21 protein-coding genes, 1 riboswitch and 1 other annotated feature are annotated in these 19,796 nt (G+C 41.3%); of the genes, 8 read left to right on the top strand and 13 right to left on the bottom strand.

Going from position 1 to position 19,796, the window contains the following annotated elements; translation table 11 throughout:
- Positions 1-78: 78 nt before the first annotated feature.
- Positions 79-534 carry an SgcJ/EcaC family oxidoreductase gene (locus tag HUX68_RS01630; RefSeq protein WP_174613011.1) on the bottom strand — a complete coding sequence of 152 codons (456 nt, stop codon included), beginning with the start codon at positions 532-534 and terminating at the stop codon, positions 79-81.
- Between the two features lie 174 nt (positions 535-708).
- On the opposite strand from HUX68_RS01630, the gene HUX68_RS01625 reads away from it, so the two are divergent.
- Together HUX68_RS01625 and HUX68_RS01620 are read left to right on the top strand one after the other, a co-directional pair.
- A complete protein-coding gene (locus HUX68_RS01625; RefSeq protein WP_174613010.1) occupies positions 709-1,584 on the top strand; it encodes an ATP-binding protein in 876 nt (291 codons plus the stop codon).
- 33 nt (positions 1,585-1,617) lie between these two features.
- Positions 1,618-3,537 (top strand): vWA domain-containing protein, encoded by a 1,920-nt coding sequence (locus HUX68_RS01620; RefSeq protein WP_174613009.1) that lies wholly within the window; start codon positions 1,618-1,620, stop codon positions 3,535-3,537.
- Between the two features lie 99 nt (positions 3,538-3,636).
- Here HUX68_RS01620 and phnH read toward each other — a convergent pair whose 3' ends face one another.
- The 3 genes from phnH to HUX68_RS01605 form a co-directional block, all read right to left on the bottom strand.
- Complete coding sequence (phnH, locus tag HUX68_RS01615; protein ID WP_174613008.1) at positions 3,637-4,239, bottom strand: phosphonate C-P lyase system protein PhnH; 603 nt, start codon at positions 4,237-4,239, stop codon at positions 3,637-3,639.
- Between the two features lie 368 nt (positions 4,240-4,607).
- Positions 4,608-5,090, bottom strand: coding sequence for a methylated-DNA--[protein]-cysteine S-methyltransferase (locus tag HUX68_RS19390; RefSeq protein WP_174613007.1), 483 nt, complete (start codon positions 5,088-5,090; stop codon positions 4,608-4,610).
- Positions 5,087-5,683, bottom strand: a complete 597-nt coding sequence (locus HUX68_RS01605; protein ID WP_174613006.1) for a bifunctional transcriptional activator/DNA repair enzyme AdaA — start codon at positions 5,681-5,683, stop codon at positions 5,087-5,089. Before HUX68_RS01605 ends, HUX68_RS19390 begins: the two co-directional genes overlap by 4 nt.
- A 677-nt stretch (positions 5,684-6,360) precedes the next feature.
- A riboswitch (SAM riboswitch) is annotated at positions 6,361-6,473 on the top strand.
- A 134-nt stretch (positions 6,474-6,607) separates the two neighbouring features.
- On the opposite strand from HUX68_RS01605, the gene HUX68_RS01600 reads away from it, so the two are divergent.
- A complete protein-coding gene (locus HUX68_RS01600) occupies positions 6,608-7,948 on the top strand; it encodes a Na+/H+ antiporter NhaC family protein (RefSeq protein WP_174613005.1) in 1,341 nt (446 codons plus the stop codon).
- Positions 7,949-8,104: 156 nt separating this feature from the next.
- On the opposite strand, the gene HUX68_RS01595 is transcribed toward HUX68_RS01600, so the two are convergent.
- From HUX68_RS01595 to HUX68_RS01585, 3 genes are read right to left on the bottom strand one after another with little or no spacing between them, the layout of a single operon-like run.
- Complete coding sequence (locus HUX68_RS01595; RefSeq protein WP_174613004.1) at positions 8,105-9,115, bottom strand: TolB-like translocation protein; 1,011 nt, start codon at positions 9,113-9,115, stop codon at positions 8,105-8,107.
- An 11-nt stretch (positions 9,116-9,126) separates the two neighbouring features.
- Positions 9,127-9,999, bottom strand: coding sequence for a permease prefix domain 1-containing protein (locus tag HUX68_RS01590; protein ID WP_174613003.1), 873 nt, complete (start codon positions 9,997-9,999; stop codon positions 9,127-9,129).
- Positions 9,996-10,319: a PadR family transcriptional regulator gene (locus HUX68_RS01585; RefSeq protein WP_174613002.1), complete on the bottom strand. Its 324-nt coding sequence runs from the start codon at positions 10,317-10,319 to the stop codon at positions 9,996-9,998. The genes HUX68_RS01590 and HUX68_RS01585 overlap by 4 nt, the downstream gene beginning before the upstream one ends.
- Positions 10,320-10,419: 100 nt before the next feature.
- Here HUX68_RS01585 and HUX68_RS01580 point away from each other — a divergent pair, with 100 nt between their 5' ends.
- The 3 genes from HUX68_RS01580 (at position 10,420) to HUX68_RS01570 (ending at position 12,464) form a co-directional block, all read left to right on the top strand.
- Positions 10,420-10,629 carry a hypothetical protein gene (locus tag HUX68_RS01580; protein ID WP_174613001.1) on the top strand — a complete coding sequence of 70 codons (210 nt, stop codon included), beginning with the start codon at positions 10,420-10,422 and terminating at the stop codon, positions 10,627-10,629.
- A gap of 271 nt (positions 10,630-10,900) precedes the next feature.
- A complete protein-coding gene (locus HUX68_RS01575; protein ID WP_174613000.1) occupies positions 10,901-11,764 on the top strand; it encodes a transporter substrate-binding domain-containing protein in 864 nt (287 codons plus the stop codon).
- A 7-nt stretch (positions 11,765-11,771) separates the two neighbouring features.
- Complete coding sequence (locus HUX68_RS01570; protein WP_174612999.1) at positions 11,772-12,464, top strand: amino acid ABC transporter permease; 693 nt, start codon at positions 11,772-11,774, stop codon at positions 12,462-12,464.
- Between the two features lie 305 nt (positions 12,465-12,769).
- Here HUX68_RS01570 and HUX68_RS01565 read toward each other — a convergent pair whose 3' ends face one another.
- From HUX68_RS01565 to HUX68_RS01550, 4 genes are all read right to left on the bottom strand, one after another.
- The gene (locus HUX68_RS01565; RefSeq protein WP_174612998.1) at positions 12,770-13,339 is read right to left on the bottom strand and encodes a cupin domain-containing protein; all 570 of its coding nucleotides are present in this window, start codon (positions 13,337-13,339) and stop codon (positions 12,770-12,772) included.
- A gap of 87 nt (positions 13,340-13,426) precedes the next feature.
- Complete coding sequence (locus HUX68_RS01560; protein ID WP_174612997.1) at positions 13,427-13,783, bottom strand: hypothetical protein; 357 nt, start codon at positions 13,781-13,783, stop codon at positions 13,427-13,429.
- A 68-nt stretch (positions 13,784-13,851) separates the two neighbouring features.
- Positions 13,852-14,058 (bottom strand): hypothetical protein, encoded by a 207-nt coding sequence (locus HUX68_RS01555; protein ID WP_174612996.1) that lies wholly within the window; start codon positions 14,056-14,058, stop codon positions 13,852-13,854.
- 43 nt (positions 14,059-14,101) lie between these two features.
- Entirely contained in the window at positions 14,102-14,650 is a 549-nt protein-coding gene (locus HUX68_RS01550) for a GNAT family N-acetyltransferase (RefSeq protein ID WP_174612995.1), read from the bottom strand.
- 352 nt (positions 14,651-15,002) lie between these two features.
- On the opposite strand from HUX68_RS01550, the gene HUX68_RS01545 reads away from it, so the two are divergent.
- On the top strand, positions 15,003-15,716 hold the full coding sequence (locus HUX68_RS01545; RefSeq protein WP_246206737.1) for a ZIP family metal transporter: 714 nt from the start codon (positions 15,003-15,005) through the stop codon (positions 15,714-15,716).
- A 33-nt stretch (positions 15,717-15,749) separates the two neighbouring features.
- Here HUX68_RS01545 and HUX68_RS01540 read toward each other — a convergent pair whose 3' ends face one another.
- Both HUX68_RS01540 and HUX68_RS01535 read right to left on the bottom strand, forming a co-directional pair.
- A complete protein-coding gene (locus HUX68_RS01540) occupies positions 15,750-16,589 on the bottom strand; it encodes a YitT family protein (protein ID WP_174612994.1) in 840 nt (279 codons plus the stop codon).
- Between the two features lie 231 nt (positions 16,590-16,820).
- Entirely contained in the window at positions 16,821-18,365 is a 1,545-nt protein-coding gene (locus HUX68_RS01535) for a flotillin family protein (RefSeq protein WP_174612993.1), read from the bottom strand.
- A gap of 173 nt (positions 18,366-18,538) precedes the next feature.
- Positions 18,539-18,811: a binding site (T-box leader), on the top strand.
- 101 nt (positions 18,812-18,912) lie between these two features.
- Between HUX68_RS01535 and HUX68_RS01530 the strand changes: the two genes are divergently transcribed.
- Positions 18,913-19,776, top strand: coding sequence for an SAM hydrolase/SAM-dependent halogenase family protein (locus HUX68_RS01530; RefSeq protein WP_174612992.1), 864 nt, complete (start codon positions 18,913-18,915; stop codon positions 19,774-19,776).
- The last annotated feature ends 20 nt before the right edge of the window (positions 19,777-19,796 follow it).

The raw sequence follows: 19,796 nt of genomic DNA, 5'->3' as shown, positions 1-19,796 counted from the left end.
ACGCGCATAATTGTCCACAAAAGCTCCGATACCTTATTTATATGCCTAAAGCTTTACAGTATAACACCCGACACTTTGTCATTTATCAAAATATACTTTGCGCAACTCTTCCGTCATTTCTTCCACAAGCTCAGGACGGCCATGAAACTGCGCCGGTGTATTTTGAAAAAGTTCAACCCGCCATTCGCTGCCGCTCTTCACAGCAATCAGTGTCTGATGTGCATTTACCGATGGCTCAATGTCCGATTTACCCGGCGGAACCATTCCGGCAATCGCATGGAGCAGTGCAGTATCCGTTCCAAGCTTCCGCACACCTTTAATTTTTGTCACAAAAGGGGCTGTCGGATGACTTTCAAAGATTGGTGCAAGATGAGCCAGAATATCCTGCTTTCCTATCAGTTTGCTTCCGTCAAACCCGATCTGTACCCCTTCGTCGGAAAATTTGTCCGCCATTCCCTCAGCATCACGGTTATTCCATGCACTTATCAAATTGTTGTATAGTTCAATAATGTCGTCTTGTATCGATCCGTTCATGATTTTTCCTCCCTGCATTTTACATTGCTTTCATTGTATCACCAAGTCCACAAAAAATTCAGGGAAGCACCGTTCGATATGTTTTCCAACTTCCACCTCACATTCCATCACCCTGCACTTATTTTGTAAACATAGCAAGGAAGGTTTACAATATTCCCTGAGAGGAGTTTATGCATGCAGACAAACTACAATTTACCTGAAAAAATCAATGACCTTTTGATTGAAAATACACGTACTGATAATCAATTGCAGGAACTGATCAAGGATGGCGGCTATGTTCCGCCGAACAAGAATTTACTGATCGATGCGATTACCGCACTCAGCATGGGCAAAAATGTGTTGCTGAAAGGACCCACCGGTACGGGGAAAACAAGGTTCGCTGAAACACTGTCAAACCTTTTCCGCCAGCCGATGTTCAGCATCAACTGTTCTGTGGACCTTGATGCGGAGAGCCTGATGGGCTTTAAAACACTGGCATATGAAGATGAGAAGCAGGTCATTCAATTCGTTCCGGGACCTGTAACAAGTGCGATGAATGCCGGAACCTTCCTTTATATTGACGAAATAAACATGGCAAAACCGGAAACACTTCCGCTCCTGAACGGTGTATTGGACTACCGGCGAACTGTTACCAATCCATTTACCAATAAAATTATTACGGCGAAACCAGGATTCAATGTCATTGCAGCCATCAATGAGGGTTATATCGGAACCGTTCCATTGAACGAGGCACTGAAAAACCGCTTTGTCGTCATCGATATCCCATACCTGCATGGTGAACAATTGAAAGAGCTGATTCAATCACAGACACATTTAAACGTCGAGCGATTAACCGATTTGTTCGTTACCTTATCAGAGGATTTAATTCATGCCGCTTCTCAGGGAAAGTTATCCGAAGATGCTGCATCGATCAGGGCATTGATAGATGCATGTGACCTTTGCTCCGTCATCCCGCCGAAACGAGCAATTCAGCGGGCTATTACCGATAAACTGGGTGAGAAACGCGAGCAGGAATTTGTGAACAATCTAGCCGATACGTTTTTTGAGTAACGCTGTAAATGTCATCAGAAAGGGGGCAAACATATGAAGTATAACCGCTGGGATGATTCCAAGATTGATACTGGCTTGTATATGCTGCTTCAGGATTTGACGACCGTGCTATCCAATCAATCGGATCTAACTTTTGAGTACAAGCACGGATCATTCATCGATATAGTTGAGCGCACAGTAACCGGGAGCCACCATTGGGATGTCAACGAGCAGTCGATTAAAAAATCAGGCTATAAATCTGATGTTTTTCTGAGGGTATTGGGAACACTGCACCATTCGCACCTTCCCTCAATCCATTCATTCTCCCGAAATGCCGATGAAACAAGTCTTCCCAAATTTTCCGCGCAACTGTTCACACTGCTGGAAGATTTGCGGCTTGAGAATCTGATCATAAAAGGAAGACCAGGCACAAAGCAGGATTTCACCATACGCCTCAACTACCTGAAGCACTATTTTGACACACAGCGATCGACCAATGTGACACGCGGTTATCCGCTTGATGAGTTGTATTGCCTGATTTACCTACTTTTGCAGGCGGACCAGCCGGATCCAAGTTTTCCGCGAGCATCTGACAAGCAACTAAACCAGCTGGAAAAAATTAAACCACTCCTGTATCGAACTTTTGAGGCTGCAGACACACGCGGCGTTGCTGGAATCACTGAACATATTACACAAATGCTTGAGGAAAGTTATCAGGACATGTTCCATACGTATTTTGCATTTCCCATCGCCCATCACGAGCAGTTTCAAAAAGACACCTTATTTGATGAACTGACCCGTACTGATCCATTGGAAAATGAAGACCGGGAAGATGCTGATCAGGAGGAAAGTGAATATGTAGATGAGGAATTTTCCACATGGCACCGGGAAAATGAAAACAGTAACCGGAAACAGACCTTTTTACAGTTCGAACTGGATTCGGGTACTAAAACAAATATCAATGGTGGTAACTCCCGTGAAACGGAAGATGGTGATCAGGCGGAAGGAACGATTCAAGGGGCTTCCGGAAAAAGCGACCAGAACGACTATTCAGACGTTGATTCGCTGGAAAAGCAAGGAAAAACCGAAGAACGACAAGCAAATGGTTCCGGTTATGGCGAGGTTAATCAATATGCGGTGGCGATTGACAAATATGCCACTGCACGAACAACAGAGGATGAGCGCTCCTATGACGAAGCCGTCAGAAAGATTGAGGATCATAAACGCCGGCTTGCCACAACGATTGAGAAAGTACTGGAGTATCAAATGAACGCACCACGAAAAAATTTGCTGTTTGGCAGACTTTCCAAAAATCTACTCCCAGTGGCAACAAACGAAAATCCACGAATTTTTTATAAAAAGAATGATGATTCAAATACGGTTGATGCTGCATTTACATTACTCGTTGACTGTTCCGCGTCCATGTACAATAAAATGGATGAAACAAAATTGGGGATCACACTTTTTCATGAAGTACTCAATCAGCTGAAAATCCCACATTCAATTGTCGGCTTTTGGGAAGAAGCAACCGATGTAAAAGACACGTATCAGCCGAATTATTTTCATTATGTCCATCAGTTTCAGGATTCCTTTTATAAAAATAACGGTGCAGACATCATGCAACTGGAGCCACAGGAAGACAACCGGGACGGATTCAGCATTCGCGTTGCGGCTGAGCACCTGGCAGCCAGACGGGAAAAACACAAATTTCTGCTCATCTTTTCCGACGGCGAACCGGCTGCAGCCAATTACGACCAAAATGGCATCATCGACACAAATGTTGCTGTTGCCGAAGCACGCAAACGAGGAATTGATGTCATCGGGATGTTTCTGGCAGAAGGCGAAATTGATGAGCGAGAAGATGCTACAATGCAGAACATTTACGGCCGCGAACGCCTGATGATTCCTGGTGTCGAAGAACTGCCGGAGCATTTCGCGCCCTTGTTGAAGCGGTTATTGCTTAAATCAGTATAGAAAATTGTCGTATCCGGATTTTTTACAAAGAATCGACTTTCACATTAGAAAGTCGATTCGGAAATCTGGATATCGCACGGAAAAGGGCTATATAGCGTCTCAGTCAAGCATATTTGGCACGTTTTCTACAATTGTTGATCTGGGAATACAAGCCGCTCTGGCACGTTTATCAACAAAAATAACATCTATACCAAGAGGAAATTCCTGCCTGAACTCATTTCTTTTCGCCCATACAGCCAACGGACAATCTGTATTCAACATCATTTGTTTTTTTATACCAGGCCCCTTTAATGTAACTCCTGGGCTATTGGACAAAGACTCACTTTCGATAATCCATGTTGCTGCATATTGCGGATTTTCCAGGTCACCGAATTTGCATACGTTCAAAACATCCACAATTTCTTTTTCAGACGCATCCTTAAATGCAAATACAAAGTCAGCCTCGTCAGGTGCAACATGTTTGGCCATTGTGTACGCAGATACTTTTTCTGCTATTTTGGATTGTTGTTTAGAGATAATGTGAAAACTCACCTCCCCATCAAGCAGTGTCAATGCAGTCAAAAAAGAAGAATGAAAACACGGTAGATCCTTATCCACTGTTTCCATACTGTCCTTTATGACTTTTATTTCCCCAGGACGCGACAAACCATCCAGAAGTTCCCGGTACACATTTTGCAAATCATGAACATAATCGACTGGCATTTAAACACCCCTAATCGTTATTATCCCGCCATCATTTCGAAATTCACCTTTGCTTGCTGCAGATTTGTATGCATATCCATCCGTCGTTTCGTGATTTCTTTTTCTTCCGCAGGTCATCAGTCCATTCAACCATTTCTTCTAATTTCCCCTTATATACTGCCCCCAACCCTCCTAACAACTTCATCATAACTTGTGGCCAGGTTAATGTGAATAAAGCTGGTGTTAAATATTTGTAAACATCATTTACAGAGAAAACACGGAAAGTTTCATAAATCTTCCATGCGCATTGAGTGATTATAATTCAAATCGGATTGAATATTATTGAAAAATAGCAATTGCTGCTTTCAGTATGCAGGAGCTCATTTCTGTCATATCTCTGCACCTTCAATTTCAAGCAGTTGCTTTTTCATGTCCATCCCGCCGGCATATCCGGTCAATTTATTGTTTTTGCCAATAACCCGGTGACATGGAATGATGATTGGCAAGGGGTTGACGGCATTAGCATGTCCTACTGCACGGACTGCTTTTGGCCGTCCAATCGAAGCAGCTATTTCCGTGTAGGATTGTGTTTTTCCATAAGGAATGTCATGAAGTGCCTGCCATGCTTCCCTCTGAAAAGGTGTACCATTCAATTCAAATGCAATATCAAATTGCTGACGCTCCCCTCCAAGGTATGCCTGCATCTGTTCACGCAGAGGTTTTCCAGTCGCGTGACTTTTCCTCATAGCATTACCTGCACACAAAGCATCCCATTGTTCATCTGTCAGTACAATTCGTTGCAGCACCCCACTCATTTCGTCAAAAACAAACCGCAGCATACCGATTTTTGTTTCACATTCATCGTATATCATGTACTGTCACCTCTCTGCATCGCAATGTCTGGGGCATTTTCTGTACGATAACGGCTTGGTGCTTTCCCAGTCTCCCGTCTGAATGCCTTGTAAAAGCCCGAAATACTTTGAAAGCCTGTTTGAAAAGCAATTGCCGCAATCGATTTTTTTGTATTTATGATTAATTTTTCTGCATGTCGGACTCTTACTTTTTCCAAATACTTTCGTGGTGTACTCCCTGTATTTTTCTTGAACAAGCGATGCAAATGAAACTTGCTTACTCCCACTTTTTGTGCCAGTTCGCTTAAATCAAGCAGTTGGAAAAACTCCTGCTCCATAATTTCTTTTGTATCCTTTACAACCGCCTCCTCCGGCATATACCGGAGTAAATCCGGCCGGCACCTTTTGCATGGGCGATAACCTGCTTCCATTGCCTTCAATTCTGTAGCATAAAAGGTTACATTTTTATATTTCGGCTGTTTTGACTTGCATGACGGGCGGCAAAATATCCCTGTTGTGCGAATGGCATAATAGAACTTCCCGTCATACAAAGCATTACAAGAAACCACTGCATGCCACAACTCCTCTTCAAACATACCGTCTATTGATTTCATTGCCAGAAACCTCCCTTTACTTCTACTTTATCAGCCGATTAGAAACATTTCTTCTTCATAATTGCGGTTTAATTTTTACCAGATCAAACTGTTCCGGACAAGAAAGCGTCCGTTGAATTCGACCGGTACACCATTACGATTTTTGGTTATATATCTAAACGGTATTAATATTTACGTAAACTGCAACACGTTAAAAAAACTGCATCCCAATAACTGGATCAGAATACAGTTTAGTAGACTATGACAAGGTTCTTTTACCTACTTTTTGCGATATAAAATAAGAAAGAGTCGCAATCAACAACATGACCAATAATAAGGTAGTGGAACCTGCTTCAAGATTGCTTCCCGTTGATGGTAGATCAGGATTATATAGCACTGTTAGAATTAACCCTGATACAATTTGAAAGACAAGATACAATACCGTAAAACTAACAATAAAGACTATATACTTCTTCATACCATTCACCCCATGTTCATTAATTCTGGAAATTAGGTGCCGACCCGATTCGGCTGTTGATCATCCGTAATGACCACCTTCTCCCTCATTATTTACGTTTTTTGATGGCAAATGTTTCACAATTTATAAACTCCTTCAAATAATCTTTCATAAATTCCAAATGTATTTCATTGACACATCTTAATTAGTATATTACACTTTTCATCATGAATTTCATAGAAGCTTATCCAGAGTGGCTGAGGGATCTGGCCCTATGAAGCCCGGCAACCTGCGCAAAAATTGCAAGGTGCCAATTCCAGCAAATCGCGTTACATGCGTTTTGGAAGATAAAATTATTGTCAATCTCCTTCCAAAACGGGAGGTTTTTTGTTTTTGATCACATTTTTTATGAATCATCACATGAAAAAATTCCTTAAACAAACCCTTGTATCGGCAAACCAGTATCTACACCAAAGGGGAGTTGGAAAATGAAGTCATCAGAATTTAATAAAGGAAACGCTTTTGCGTTATTTCCATTTATCGTCTTTTTATTGTTATTTATAGGCTCCGGACTGATTAACGGAGATTTTTATAAATTACCTGTTCTTGTTGCAGTGTTTATTGCTGTTTTATTCGCACTGTTTATGAACCGGAAAATGGCTTTTCAGGATAAACTGGATCACCTGACAAAAGGGGCTGGCCATCCGAACATCATGTTGATGGTTATTATTTACCTGTTGGCTGGTGCATTCGCTGCGGTTGCAGAAGGTGTCGGTGCAGTTGAATCAACCGTTAACCTTGGGCTGACTTTTCTGCCTCAAAACCTGTTGATTGTAGGATTGTTCATCATCGGATGCTTCATCTCCATTTCAATGGGGACATCGGTTGGTACAGTCGTTGCACTTGCTCCAATCGGCGCCGGACTGGCTGATCAGACCGGAATGAGTGCAGCGTTGATAATGGGTGCCATCGTCAGTGGCGCTATGTTCGGTGATAACCTGTCCATGATTTCCGATACGACTATCGCAGCTGTCCGCACACAGGCAGTCAAAATGAGTGATAAATTTAAAGTGAATATTTACATTGCGCTGCCGGCGGCAATCGTAACTGCTGTAATTTTTGGAATCATGACAATGGATACGAGCGGCGGTGTGAGTGGTGAACATCCGTATGAACTGATCAAAGTCCTGCCATATCTAGCTGTACTGGTTATTGCAATTGCTGGAGTCAATGTGATTTATGTATTAATCGGTGGAACCATTTTTGCAGGAATTGTCGGTTGGTTCTACGGTGAATTCGATGGCATGGGATTCCTTAACCTGCTTGGTGACGGCATGGCGGGTATGCAGGAACTTGCCCTGTTGTCCATTCTGCTCGGCGGTTTAGTTGAACTTATTCGTGTTAATGGAGGAATTGACTACCTGTTAAATGCAATAAGCAATCGGATTAAATCCAGAAAAGGTGCCGAAGCCGGTATTGCAGGCCTTGTCAGTGTTTTTGACGTTTCAACCGCCAATAATACGATTTCAATTATTAGTGTCGGACCATTAGTCAAACAAATTTCCGAACGGTTCGGAGTTGACAGGCGCCGTTCCGCAAGCGTACTGGATATATTCGCCAGTACCTTTCAGGGAATTTTACCATATGGTGCACAGTTGCTTGCGGTCGCCGGTGTTGCATCGATCTCCCCGGTTTCCATTATGCCATATTGTATTTATCCGGTATTGCTAGGGGTAGCCGGCTCGATTGCAATTGCAATCGGATTCCCCCGGTTTTCCACCAAAAGCAATGCACCTTCAGATGCAACAAACCAAACAAATGAAGCTTAAAATAAAAGTGGTTGATCCCTGTGAGCGATCAACTACTTTTTTACATGATAAAACCATTTTATCAGCCACTTTTTGAGATTTTATCAGTCAGTTTAGTGTTTTATCGGTCACTTCCAACAATTTATCAGTATTTCATCACATGTTGAATGATGATAATCATTCAGGTATTTCAATCGTCACTTTATCCCGCTCTTCCCCATCAATGCTGATCTGCCAATAGCTGTATTCCGGATTCCTCCCGGCAAAATTTTTGTTAACCGTTACAATCAGCTTATCCTTGTTATGAAAAAAGACCGGACTTGTCACATGCTCCCGGAACGACGTCATTTGCTCGGCTTGCCTGGTATCCGGGTTCATCCGAAAAGCTTCATATATAAATGTATTATTTTCATCCTTTGATGCAACATCTGAAAATACAATATATTTCCCATTCGGGGAGACGGTTGGCGATGAAATAACCGGTGCTTTGGATGCAAAATCACCATTGGGGATAATAGTCGTCCTGCTTTCTTCTTCGAGCGAATAAATTACCAGCTGATCACCATTTGTGTATGTTTTGTACATCAGCTTTCTCCCTTCAGGCATAACCTCGAGCGAGGACATCATATATGCTTTTTCAAATGTGATCTGTTCGGTCTTCCCTGTTTTCATGTCCATTCGAAAAACATCAAAATCATGCGGTCGTTTGGAACCAGCAGAAGAATAATTTTTATATACATCAGCCTTCAAGAAATACAACGATTTTCCATCCGGTGAAAAGGCCGCTTCGGTTACATAACCATTCGTATTAACACGTTGAATGACAGTTTGGCTGTTTCGGTCAAAAATCCTTAACTGACTGTACCGGCGTTCCTCTGTTTCCCATTCTTCAATGAAAGCAACCTTCTCACCATTTGGCGAGTATTTCGGATTAATGTATGATTTCCCCTCTTCCGGATTTATCAACAGCTCAGCCTCTCCGCCACTTACAGGTACCGTGTATAAAGCGGCATCATCCCCATGATAATATGAAAAAACAACTTCACTGTCATCTGGGGAAATGTCCGTTGCTTGACCGAGACCGGTAAATCCTTCTGGCGGACTGGCAAATGACCCGGCACCCCACAGAACTAAAAATAATAACACCATACCTGTGATAAAGCTGATATTTTTCATTTTTAACGACATTATGTACCCCCTTAGGACAAGAAAATGATGATATTTGGAATGATGAGTGACAACAGAGAAAAACCGAATCCGGTCAAAAGTGCCAACAATGGCTTTTTGGCAATATAACCCATCTGGAATTTATAGGAAATTAACCATAAAATAATCGGACATATCATAAAAATGATATCCGTTGCATGGACAGGCCCGCCGGAAAAGGCAAGCGTAGCCCACAGGAAAAACAGACTGATACCCGTAACTGCCGCCCCCATCAGCAGATTCAGACCATAACTAAACAACACAAGCCAGCGTTTTTGCTGATTGGTTTCAGTCGGTCCATAGGCAAAATAAGAATTCCGAACAACAGCAACCAGACCCAGACCAACTAGAATCAGCAGGTAAACGCTAAATAAGATCGATTGCCACACCGAGGTTCCTTGTACGAGCAGCAAATTAATTCCGTTCCAGATAACGTTAATAAGCAATATTACATTAAGAACATAAAAATAGCGCCCAACTAACGAAATGTTAATGGCAGCCAAAGTAACTGTACTTCCCGTTAACAGCTGAATCCCCAACCAGACTGGAACCGGGTCATGAAGGAAAAATGCTGAGTTCAAATAAAAGAGAATACCGCATAAAATTGCCCCTATCCCTATTACATACAACAACCCACGCTGGAAAGGATACATTGATTCCTGCAGCTGGTGGCCTACCATATCTGAAGCACCAAATTCTGACAGCGCTTGCTTTTCAGCCTTTTTCTCCGTGAATCCTTCGCTGATATAATACATTTTTGCTTCCTCCAAGTGACTGAGAAGTTCCTCCCGTATCTCTTCCCGTTCATCATTTGGACTTTGTATGTAGTTCAAAATTTTTTCTACATGTTTTTCCAACCCGGTCATGATATGTCTCCCGATGTTTTCGTGATTAAATCATGGACACTTTTCCATTCGTCCAATTTCTTTTCCAGGATATCCTTTCCATCATCCGTAATCCGGTAATATTTTCTTCTCCCGTGCTCTGTTTCATACCAGTATGATTCGAGCCACTGCTTTTTTTCCATCCGTTTAAGTGCAGGATAAAGCGTTCCTTCCCCCATATTATAAAGTTGTTCACTTTTTTCCTTCAGTACCTTAACCATCTCGTAGCCATACATATCTTTTCCGTTCAGCAGATTAAGTAACAAAATATCAATACTGCCTTTCATAATTTCACGATCCATTTTTTCACCTCTAGTTTACATTGTAATACGATACACATCGTATTACAAGGGTATGAATAATAAATACCTCCAAGCAAAGATTATTAATGAGGTGATCGTCATGAAAAAACAAGAAAAAAAGAAATTTAATATGCCGACACAGGCAAATATGGACGGTGAATACAACATACGAAACGGACTGGATGCAAAAAAGCCGTATAATGAAGATGATGATGCTGCCGGTGATTCGGTCGATGAACACAAAGAACTGGAAGCCGCAAATGAAATAATTGCTGAAAAAGTGATTTCCCAAATCAATAACAATTCATAATGATGAAGCCAAAAGGATCAGGTCCGTCCGCTTGATCCTTTTTTCATCTCCTTAAAAGTTTGGTCTTAAAATATACGAATTCCGCATTGAAATATGCGAAATCCCTGCCAAACTTGCGAACTCACTTCTTTTCTAATATCTTCCATATGCTGTCTAACAGGATCTATAAAATTTATATAACAGAGCTAAAAAAAATTGAAACCGATTAATTTCCCTGTTACAATTAATAAATATTTATATATATAACAACATAAGAGAGGGGATACATAGAATGAACCGAAAAGGATTGGCATCATTGTTGATTATTTCATTTTTACTAGTCTTAAGTGCTTGTGGGACAGATAATGAAACAACCAATAGCAGTGAGAAGAAAAAGACAGATGGAAAATGGTCTGAAATTAAGGAATCCGGGGAAATTGTCTATGGCACTGCGGGAACGCTATACCCTGCTTCCTACTACCCGGAAGGCTCGGACAGGTTAACCGGTTATAATGTTGAAGTGATGCGTGAAATTGCCAAACGTTTGAACCTGGATATCAAATTCGAAACAATGGCCTTCGATGCGATGCTGGCAACATTAAAATCCGGGCGAATCGATGTTATTACTGCGGGTCCAAGGGAACAGAGCAGAAAAAAATTCACCTTCAGTGAACCCTTTAAACATTCCTATTCAACGATGATCGTACGGGAAGATAATTTATCCGGAATCGAGACGTTGGAAGACTTAAAAGGCAAAAAAGCAGGCGGTGCTGCTACCACGGTATATAGTGATATTGCCCGAAAATTCGGTGCAGAAGTTAAAACATATGGCAATGCGACCAATGATGTTTATTTACGGGATGTTGCAAATGGCAGGACGGATGTTATCATAAATGACTTTTACCTGCAAAAACTTGCCCTGAAAGCATTTCCCGAACTTAATATTAAGATCCATCCTGATTTAAAATTTCATTCGACAACGGTAAATGTTGTCATGCCTAAGGGTTCTCCAAAACTGGAGAAAAAAATCAATGAAGCCCTTGCAGAAATGCACAAGGACGGAACACTTACAAAGATTTCTAAAAAGTTTTTTTCTGGTGAAGATGTTTCCAAAAAGCCTAATGAAGAAATTAGAGAAATCGAAGGAATAGAGTAAACCTATTATGCTTGAATTGCAGATAGATGAAGTGCAATTAGGAAATTTATTTGATTGGCAGCTTGCCTGGAAAAGCTTACCTTTCGTACTTGAAGGATTACCAGCAACATTAACCGTTTCACTGATTGGAATGGGATTGGGACTTGTTCTCGGATTATTTCTTGCACTCGCACGAGGTTCCAAACAGATTATCTGGCGCTGGCCGGCACGGATGTATATCTCATTTATGCGCGGTACACCATTATTAGTATTTTTATTTATTTTATATGCCGGATTGCCAATGGTAGGAATAAAATTATCAGCAATCCTTTCGGCAATTCTGGCATTCGGCCTTAACAGTGCAGCATACATTGCAGAAATAAATCGCTCATCACTCAATAGTATTGATTCCGGACAATGGGAAGCGGGAAAATCGTTGAATATGGGGTATTGGGTGACATTGTTTAAGATTATTTTACCGCAGGCAGTCAGAACAGCAATTCCACCATTGTCAAATGTTTTTCTGAGCATCGTGAAAGCCACCTCTCTGGCCGCGGTTATCACCGTTCCGGAGCTATTCCAAAAGGCACAAATTGTCGCCGGCCGCACGTATGACTCATTGACGATGTATATTTTGGTTGCACTAATTTACTGGCCGATTTGCATACTCATTTCCCATTTACAGGATCGATTAGAAGCCAGATACAGCAAGTTCATATAAGAAATTATCAGCCTAAATCGCTTTATGATTTAGGCTTTTTCAACTTTTTATATCCACGATGTGCGCCTCCAACGCTCTTTGGCCTGAATGTGTAAAACTTTGTATGCTAAGGCTGATGCAACCCCTGCGAAAATTGTCCAAATGAATGCTGTTTTCATATTCACTCTCCTCGTAGTTTAACTTTAAAATTTGTTATTTTTAGAATTATACTAAAATTGGATTGGTTTGTAAAGCCTAAAGTGCATCAGCAAATGGCAAGTACCAAACTTTTGTTAATGCAGTGATAACCCAATCGGAAATTCACTCTATTCTTCCTCAGCCGCAATTGCATCCGCTTTTGTTACATGAACTGTCCCAAACGGGTGCTCCGGCGGGGCGTAAATAGTATATAGTTTAAGCGGCCGACGTCCGGTATTGATAAGGTTATGCCATTTTCCGGCAGGCACCACTATTGCGTAATCTTCACCAACCATTCTTTCGAAATACAAATCTTCCTTTGAACTCCCCATGCGCACAATTCCCTGACCTTCTTCAATACGTAAAAATTGATCGACATCCGGATGTATTTCCAAACCGATATCCTCTCCAACATCAATACTCATAACGGTCAATTGCAAATGGTCCCCTGTCCATAGTGTGGTACGGAAGTTTCTGTTTTGTTCAGCAGCCTCCTCAATATTTACAACATATGGCTCGTTTCCATAATCCTTTAATTGCCCTCCTGGCTGTCGTTCCAGGTTGGGATATTTCCGATAGCCATATAAATGCGGCTGTGTCATCTCGTAACAGTTGGCCATCCAATTTTCATATTGTCTTTCATTGTCATATACCTGCGTTAAATATGGATATGTCGGAATATACGGAACATAGTACATACATCTCTTCCTTTCACAGAGTAATCAAATTATCCTATGTACTATGTCTAGGCGTTGTGTTTAACGGGGGTATTTACAAATACGCAACTACTTATCATCACCACTTTCAAACATAAGCTGTTCCGGCTTAAAACCTTTTTCGATAATCGCCTGTTTAATTTTGGCTTTCGTCATTTCATCAACATGGTTTGTGGTTGTCACAGGGATTTCCAAAGCTTTCGTATCAAAATTAACAACTTCCACTTCCGGATCAGGCAAAATACGGTTTGGCAAGTATTTATCCAAAATAGCTTTAACCTCTTTATTGGCACGCTCCCGCAATTTCTGATAGGCATACCCGTCTTCTATCTGATTAGTGCGCATATTTTCCCCGATATAAAATTGGAGATCCGGGTTGTTTTTTGGATAGGCTTTTCCATGGTATCCCCCCATGCAAAAAATCATATCCGATTTCATCCAGGACCATCTCTACATCATATGATGATAAATGCTTGTGAAAATTCTCCCTCGCCTCAAAATAATCCCAAGGAAAGCCAATTTTTGCATACATGACAATAGAAAGCATAAGTAAGAGCAGAATACTTACCAAAACCCTTTGCTTTTTCAAATGATTCCCCCCTTGTGGAATGTTCGCTTGAAAGTTCGTTTTCCCGCGAATGATCTATCGATACAAGTACACGACTTTCTTCTGCAAAGAAATCTTCGGAAATAACATTCATAGCGCTACTCTCCAATCTTCTCCGGCGATTTCTATTTTGTCTGTCATTCCTCTGCATTCCATTCGCTTGCAAGCACACTGTACAAAACACAATCATGGAAATGGTCATATAAATACTCCGCATCCCGGATAATACCTTCTTGTTTCAAGCCAAGACGCTCTGGGATTGCCTTACTTTTTTCATTACCAGCACCACATTGTATTTCCACTCTGTTCAACTTATATTCAATAAAAGCTTGCGCAATTAATGCTTTTACCGAAGCAGTCATAATTCCGTTACCCTGATAATTTTCGGCCAGCCAATAACCTATTGTCGTTTTTCGGTTGGCCCAATCTATTTCATGAAAACCTACCATACCCACTAGCTTTCCTTTATATAAAATACCAGCCTGATAACCGTCATGCTCGGAAAATTTCTTTAGCCACGTTTCAATAATTGGCTCATAATCAGTTACCTGCTCCATGCTGTCAACCCATGGAAGCCATTCTCTTAAGTGATCTCTTGATTCATCGACCAACTTAAATAGCTCCTTTGCATCTTCCTGTTCAAGTAATTTTAAAGAAACAACATCATTCACTTTCATCGCAAACATACAATCTCTCCCCTGACTTCTGTTATTTAAAATTTAGTGATTTTTAAAAGTCCATTATTTAATTACATAATTATATTTCATTCTACATACACTCCTAATTCTCCTGCCAATCTTCAACGAAATTCGATTATCATAAAAACTGATTCTCTCATTAATGAGAATAATTGGAGGCGATGTCTGAGGAAGATGCAGAGCGTACCGTTGCGATGTTCCAAATGGATATGGACTTATGCAGCAGCAAATGGATATCTCTTTTTCAAATTGGGTATAACAGTCATAGACCAGTTTCAACCTTTGATGTTATGGCTAAGAGGAGGTCATGGATATGTGGACAGCAATTTTGTGAGGTGGCATTGCCGGTTCAGCCTCGCTGCTCGGAGCGTTAACAGTCCTTATATTCGATGTTCCAAAACGAATAATCGGTTATATAATGGCGCTTGGCGTCGGCGCTTTGATTGCGGCCACCACATATGAACTTCTCGGTGAAGCAGTTCGACAAGCTGGCTTTCTCGAGGCAGCAATCGGCTTTCTGGGCGGTGCTCTTATTTTTACTGTTTTTGATAGTGCTGTTTCAACAAAAGGCGGGCACAAGCGTAAGCATTCGGAAGGCAGCAATACTTCAGAATCCGGGAAAGGCGGTTGCGGGCTGGCTATATTCATTGGAACCGTTATGGATGCTATTCCTGAATCAGCGATGATAGGTATCAGCCTGATTGGGAGCCATTCGGTCGGACTTTCACTAGTTGCAGCCATATTTATAAGTAATTTTCCAGAAGGGTTATCAAGTACCGTTGGATTAAAAAAAGATGGTTATTCCCGCACGAAGGTCTTCACCATGTGGGGAGCTGTCATTGTCTTTTCCGCACTCAGCTCTCTGGCAGGATTTGCGTTATTGGATAAAGCAGGCGACGGCATCCAGGCAATCATCAGCGCCTTTGCAGGTGGCGGCATTACGGCCATGATTGCCTCCACCATGATGCCGGAAGCTTTTAAAGAGGGCGGTCCGGCAGTCGGCTTCATCACAGCTGTTGGAATATTTATTACACTGATGCTTGGAAGTTTATAAAACCAACCGGACCAAAAAACGTTTTTAATGCGTTTATTTAAAAGGAAGCCAGGAAAAGCTGCCGCCAAATACATCACGGACATCATGAATAATGACAAAAGCTTCATTATCCACTAAAGTAATGACCCGCTTCAATTTAAATACCTGATAACGGTTTATGATAACATAAACCATATCCTTGGATTCTTTTGAATAGCCGCCATAACTTTTAAATACCGTTGCACTGGTTTCCAATTGTTTAATAATTTCATCAGCAACTTCAGGGGCTTTGACCGAAATAACACTGACTGCTTTTTTCGTATCCAGTCCCTCAACAATGAAGTCGGTTGATTTTTTGCCAATATAAAGTGCAATAACCGTGTACATGATATTCAGCGGACTGATTACAAATAATCCGGACGCTACGATAAGCGTATCGATGAACAAATTCGTTCCGGTCAAGTCCCATCCGAGATTATGATTGAGCATTTTTGCAATCAGTGTCGATCCACCCATCGAACCGCCGGCACGAAAAATCATCCCCGTCCCGATTCCGATGAATACACCTGCAAAAATGGCTGATCCCAGCGGATCTCCGAGCGGCTCAACCTTCCCTTCTGTTATATACATAAAGAAGGATATGAGTGGAATTGTCAGAATCGACATCGCAACCATGCGTCTTGGTAAATATCGATAACCAATCAGCAGCACAGCTGAATTCAATATAAACGTTGTAATCCCGGGCGACCAGGAGAAAGCATAATGCAAAATAATGGAGACTCCTGGAATTCCGCCTTCTGCCAAATGGTTAGGAATGACCAAAAAAGTCAGTGAAAATGCATAAATCATGGAACCAAAAACAATCAATATAATATCTTTTATCAATTTATTCAACGTTTTACTCACCTCAATCCCGGAATGCCTTCTGCTGTTTCATTGATAATGACCGCTGCCAATAATTATTTATCCTCGAATCTGTCCAACCAAACGTCAATCTTATGCAGGACAATGAAGCAAACTCTCTACATATATCATAGACGAAAACAAGTTTACCAATCCTGTATGAAATAAATGGATACATACACAAAAATAGAGCCGACAGCATTGTCAGCTCTATTTTGCTTATTATTCTTCTGTTGTTGATTCTTCGGCACGTGATGAGTCGGTTGGTTTCTGTTCGGACACGTCATTTTCCTTATCGTCTATTTCAGTTGTTTCGTTTTCATCCGAGGCTGACGTGGTGTTCCTTTCCAGCGAGCTGGCAATCTGACCTAACTCCCCTTTGAGGTTACTTTTACCGGAAATATTATTGATGATTTCATTCAAATCCAACCCGGTCATCTGTGCAAGACTTTCCTGCAGATTGGTCATGGTGTTGGTTACGTTTCCGGTGAAATTCCCGACTCCATCACCATTTCCACCGTCCATAATTCGGATGGATTCCACATTACCAAGCGGTTCTGCGACTGATTTAGCGAAGTCAGGAAGCATCTTGATCATCATTTCAACCATCATGACTTCTTTATGTTTATTTAATGCTTCAGCACGTTTTTCAATTCCTTCCGCCTCAGCCAGACTTTTTGTTTTAATAACCTCAGCTTCAGCATGACCAGCTTTTTCTCTTGATTCCGCTTCCGCCTCAGCGGTTTTGATTCGCTCATAATATTCGGCGTCTGCTTTTTCTTTTCGGACTTTCGCCTCTTCTTTTTCCAGCGCAACGTTACGTTCACGTTCCAGCTGCTTTAGGCGTAATGATTCTTCCTTGTCCTGTCTTGTAACTTTGAGTCGTTCTTTTTCGACCTGTAATTCGCGCTCAGCTTTCTCCAAATCATATGCAGCCTCTGTTTTTGCACGAGCTTTCTCGGTTTCTTCTTTGAATAAGGCATCTTTTATTTCTTTATCTTTACGCGATTCCGCAATAGAAATCTCACGTTCGTATTCTTCCCGTTTCGTTTCTTCATTCATTTGTGCAACGTGAACTTTGGTTTCACGGTTGTTGGTAGCCTCTGCAATTTCCGCGGTTTTTTTAACTTCTGCAGTACGCGGACGCCCAAGGTTTTGCAAATAATTACTTCCTTCATCATCCTTAAGATCCGTTAACCCAAGGCTTGTGATTTTGAAGCCCATGGCATCCAATTGATTTTGTGCAATGTCACGAACCTGACTGTTGAAACTTTCACGGTCGTTATTGATTTGTTCCACCGTCATTTTGGATAATATAGCGCGAAGATTGGCTCCCAATACTTCAGCAATGTCATGCTCAATATCCTTTTGTTCTCTTCCCAGAAATTGCTCAGCATATTTCGCAATACCTTCCAATGAATCTGCAACTTTTATCATTGCCACAGCTTCCCCAACAATTGGAACACCTTGTTTGGTGTAAACGGTAGGTGTTGAAATCTTCAGCTGGAATGCTGTCAATGAAACGGGTGTATGTGTTTGGAACATACGGAGACGATGTCCGCCGCCGCGAATAACTTTTAAGTATCTTCCTTCTTCATCGCGGAACACATTATGATCTTTTTCTGGATCACCCAGTTTTGGACCCGTAATAATAAGTGCGATATTGGATGGGACGGTTTTATATTTTATTTTCATATAAATAAACCATCCAATACCAACAACGATGGCTAAACCAATAAGTAACCCCACAATAAAAATAACTTCCATAAATATTTTCCCCCAATTTCACTTATTTTTCTTTTCCCAATAAATATTCTAACAAAGGTATTTAATGAATTGTGGAAAATTTATATATTTCCTTATTTTCTTTTTCAGGGAAAGTTTTTTGACAAAAACCTTGCATTATAAAAATTCTTGAGATATAATTCTGTGAACTGAAATAAAAAACGTTGAAGAGGAAAAGTAAGATACGATCATTTTTCTGCAGAGAGCTTCGTAAGCTGAAAAGAAGCAAAAATACGTATCTGAACAATGGCCTCCGAGTTTCGTGCTGAACGTATCAATTGTGATACCAGTAGGTTCCGGCGGGTTCGGCACCCGTTACCAATGCCCGAGTATACAGAGCGAACAAAGCTTGCGTACTTAGTGAGGCTGTATGTGCGAGCATACAGTAAAGTAAGGTGGTACCACGTATATACAACCACGTCCTTACCGAATGTGATATTCGGCATGGGCGTGGTTTTTTGATTAGCAAGGGAGATAGCCCTATTGTTGCCTGGGAATTCCCTGAAAAAACGAAATGGAGGAATCGAACATGAGTAAAAATTTAGTGCTTCAGACAGACTTTGGTTTAAGTGACGGTGCGGTAAGTGCGATGTATGGTGTTGCTTTATCGGTTGCTCCGGAGTTGCGAATATTTGACTTAACACATGATATCCCACAATTTAATATCTGGGAAGGATCGTATCGGCTTTACCAGACCGTCTCCTACTGGCCGGAAGATACCGTTTTTGTTTCAGTTGTTGACCCCGGTGTCGGAACCGACCGTTTAAGTATCGTTATTAAAACGACAGAGAATCAATATATTGTTACACCTGACAATGGTACCTTGACACACATTAAACGAAACATTGGCATCACGGAAGTCAGGGAGATTGATGAGCGTGTAAATCGTTTGCCTAAATCAGGTGATTCATATACGTTTCACGGCCGTGATGTTTACGCGTACACAGGAGCACGTCTGGCTTCAGGCACGATTCATTTTGATGAGGTTGGCCCAAAATTGAATGTGGAAGACATCATTGAAATCGAGCATAACCAATCATACATTGATGAAGATGGCATTGTACACGGCAACATTGACATTCACGATGTCCGCTTCGGTAATCTCTGGACGAATATTGACCATGATTTATTTAAGGAAGCCAATTTTAAATACGGAGATTCTTTCGAAGTGACCATCGCCAACAACACCAGGCAGGTTTATAAAAATATCATGACATTTGGACGATCATTTGCTGACAGCCATTTGGGTGAACCTCTCATCTATGTAAATTCTCTGGATAAACTCGGTGTTGCCATCAATCAGGGTTCATTTGCGAAAGCATATCAGATCGAAACAGGCATGAATTGGAAAATAACCATTCGCCGTGCTCCAAAAATCGTGTACAATGAATAGAAAATGATTTTTTGTGATAA

Origin of the sequence: Virgibacillus ihumii (assembly GCF_902726655.1) — a bacterium.
GTDB classification, from domain to species: domain Bacteria; phylum Bacillota; class Bacilli; order Bacillales; family Amphibacillaceae; genus Lentibacillus; species Lentibacillus ihumii.
Note: the sequence above shows the minus strand (reverse complement) of the source record. Positions and strands in the feature narration are given on the sequence as shown.

Coding starts and splice junctions, on each gene's coding strand:
- HUX68_RS01585 (WP_174613002.1), bottom strand. CDS start 10,319: ATGGATCGTGAAATTATGAAAGGCAGTATTGATATTTTGTTACTTAAT.
- HUX68_RS01600 (WP_174613005.1), top strand. CDS start 6,608: ATGAAGTCATCAGAATTTAATAAAGGAAACGCTTTTGCGTTATTTCCA.
- HUX68_RS01630 (WP_174613011.1), bottom strand. CDS start 534: ATGAACGGATCGATACAAGACGACATTATTGAACTATACAACAATTTG.
- HUX68_RS01590 (WP_174613003.1), bottom strand. CDS start 9,999: ATGACCGGGTTGGAAAAACATGTAGAAAAAATTTTGAACTACATACAA.
- HUX68_RS01560 (WP_174612997.1), bottom strand. CDS start 13,783: ATGATTTTTTGCATGGGGGGATACCATGGAAAAGCCTATCCAAAAAAC.
- HUX68_RS01605 (WP_174613006.1), bottom strand. CDS start 5,683: ATGAAATCAATAGACGGTATGTTTGAAGAGGAGTTGTGGCATGCAGTG.
- HUX68_RS01620 (WP_174613009.1), top strand. CDS start 1,618: ATGAAGTATAACCGCTGGGATGATTCCAAGATTGATACTGGCTTGTAT.
- HUX68_RS01625 (WP_174613010.1), top strand. CDS start 709: ATGCAGACAAACTACAATTTACCTGAAAAAATCAATGACCTTTTGATT.
- HUX68_RS01555 (WP_174612996.1), bottom strand. CDS start 14,058: ATGAATGTTATTTCCGAAGATTTCTTTGCAGAAGAAAGTCGTGTACTT.
- HUX68_RS01565 (WP_174612998.1), bottom strand. CDS start 13,339: ATGTACTATGTTCCGTATATTCCGACATATCCATATTTAACGCAGGTA.
- HUX68_RS01575 (WP_174613000.1), top strand. CDS start 10,901: ATGAACCGAAAAGGATTGGCATCATTGTTGATTATTTCATTTTTACTA.
- HUX68_RS01570 (WP_174612999.1), top strand. CDS start 11,772: ATGCTTGAATTGCAGATAGATGAAGTGCAATTAGGAAATTTATTTGAT.
- HUX68_RS01550 (WP_174612995.1), bottom strand. CDS start 14,650: ATGTTTGCGATGAAAGTGAATGATGTTGTTTCTTTAAAATTACTTGAA.
- phnH (WP_174613008.1), bottom strand. CDS start 4,239: ATGCCAGTCGATTATGTTCATGATTTGCAAAATGTGTACCGGGAACTT.
- HUX68_RS01535 (WP_174612993.1), bottom strand. CDS start 18,365: ATGGAAGTTATTTTTATTGTGGGGTTACTTATTGGTTTAGCCATCGTT.
- HUX68_RS19390 (WP_174613007.1), bottom strand. CDS start 5,090: ATGATATACGATGAATGTGAAACAAAAATCGGTATGCTGCGGTTTGTT.
- HUX68_RS01530 (WP_174612992.1), top strand. CDS start 18,913: ATGAGTAAAAATTTAGTGCTTCAGACAGACTTTGGTTTAAGTGACGGT.
- HUX68_RS01580 (WP_174613001.1), top strand. CDS start 10,420: ATGAAAAAACAAGAAAAAAAGAAATTTAATATGCCGACACAGGCAAAT.
- HUX68_RS01595 (WP_174613004.1), bottom strand. CDS start 9,115: ATGTCGTTAAAAATGAAAAATATCAGCTTTATCACAGGTATGGTGTTA.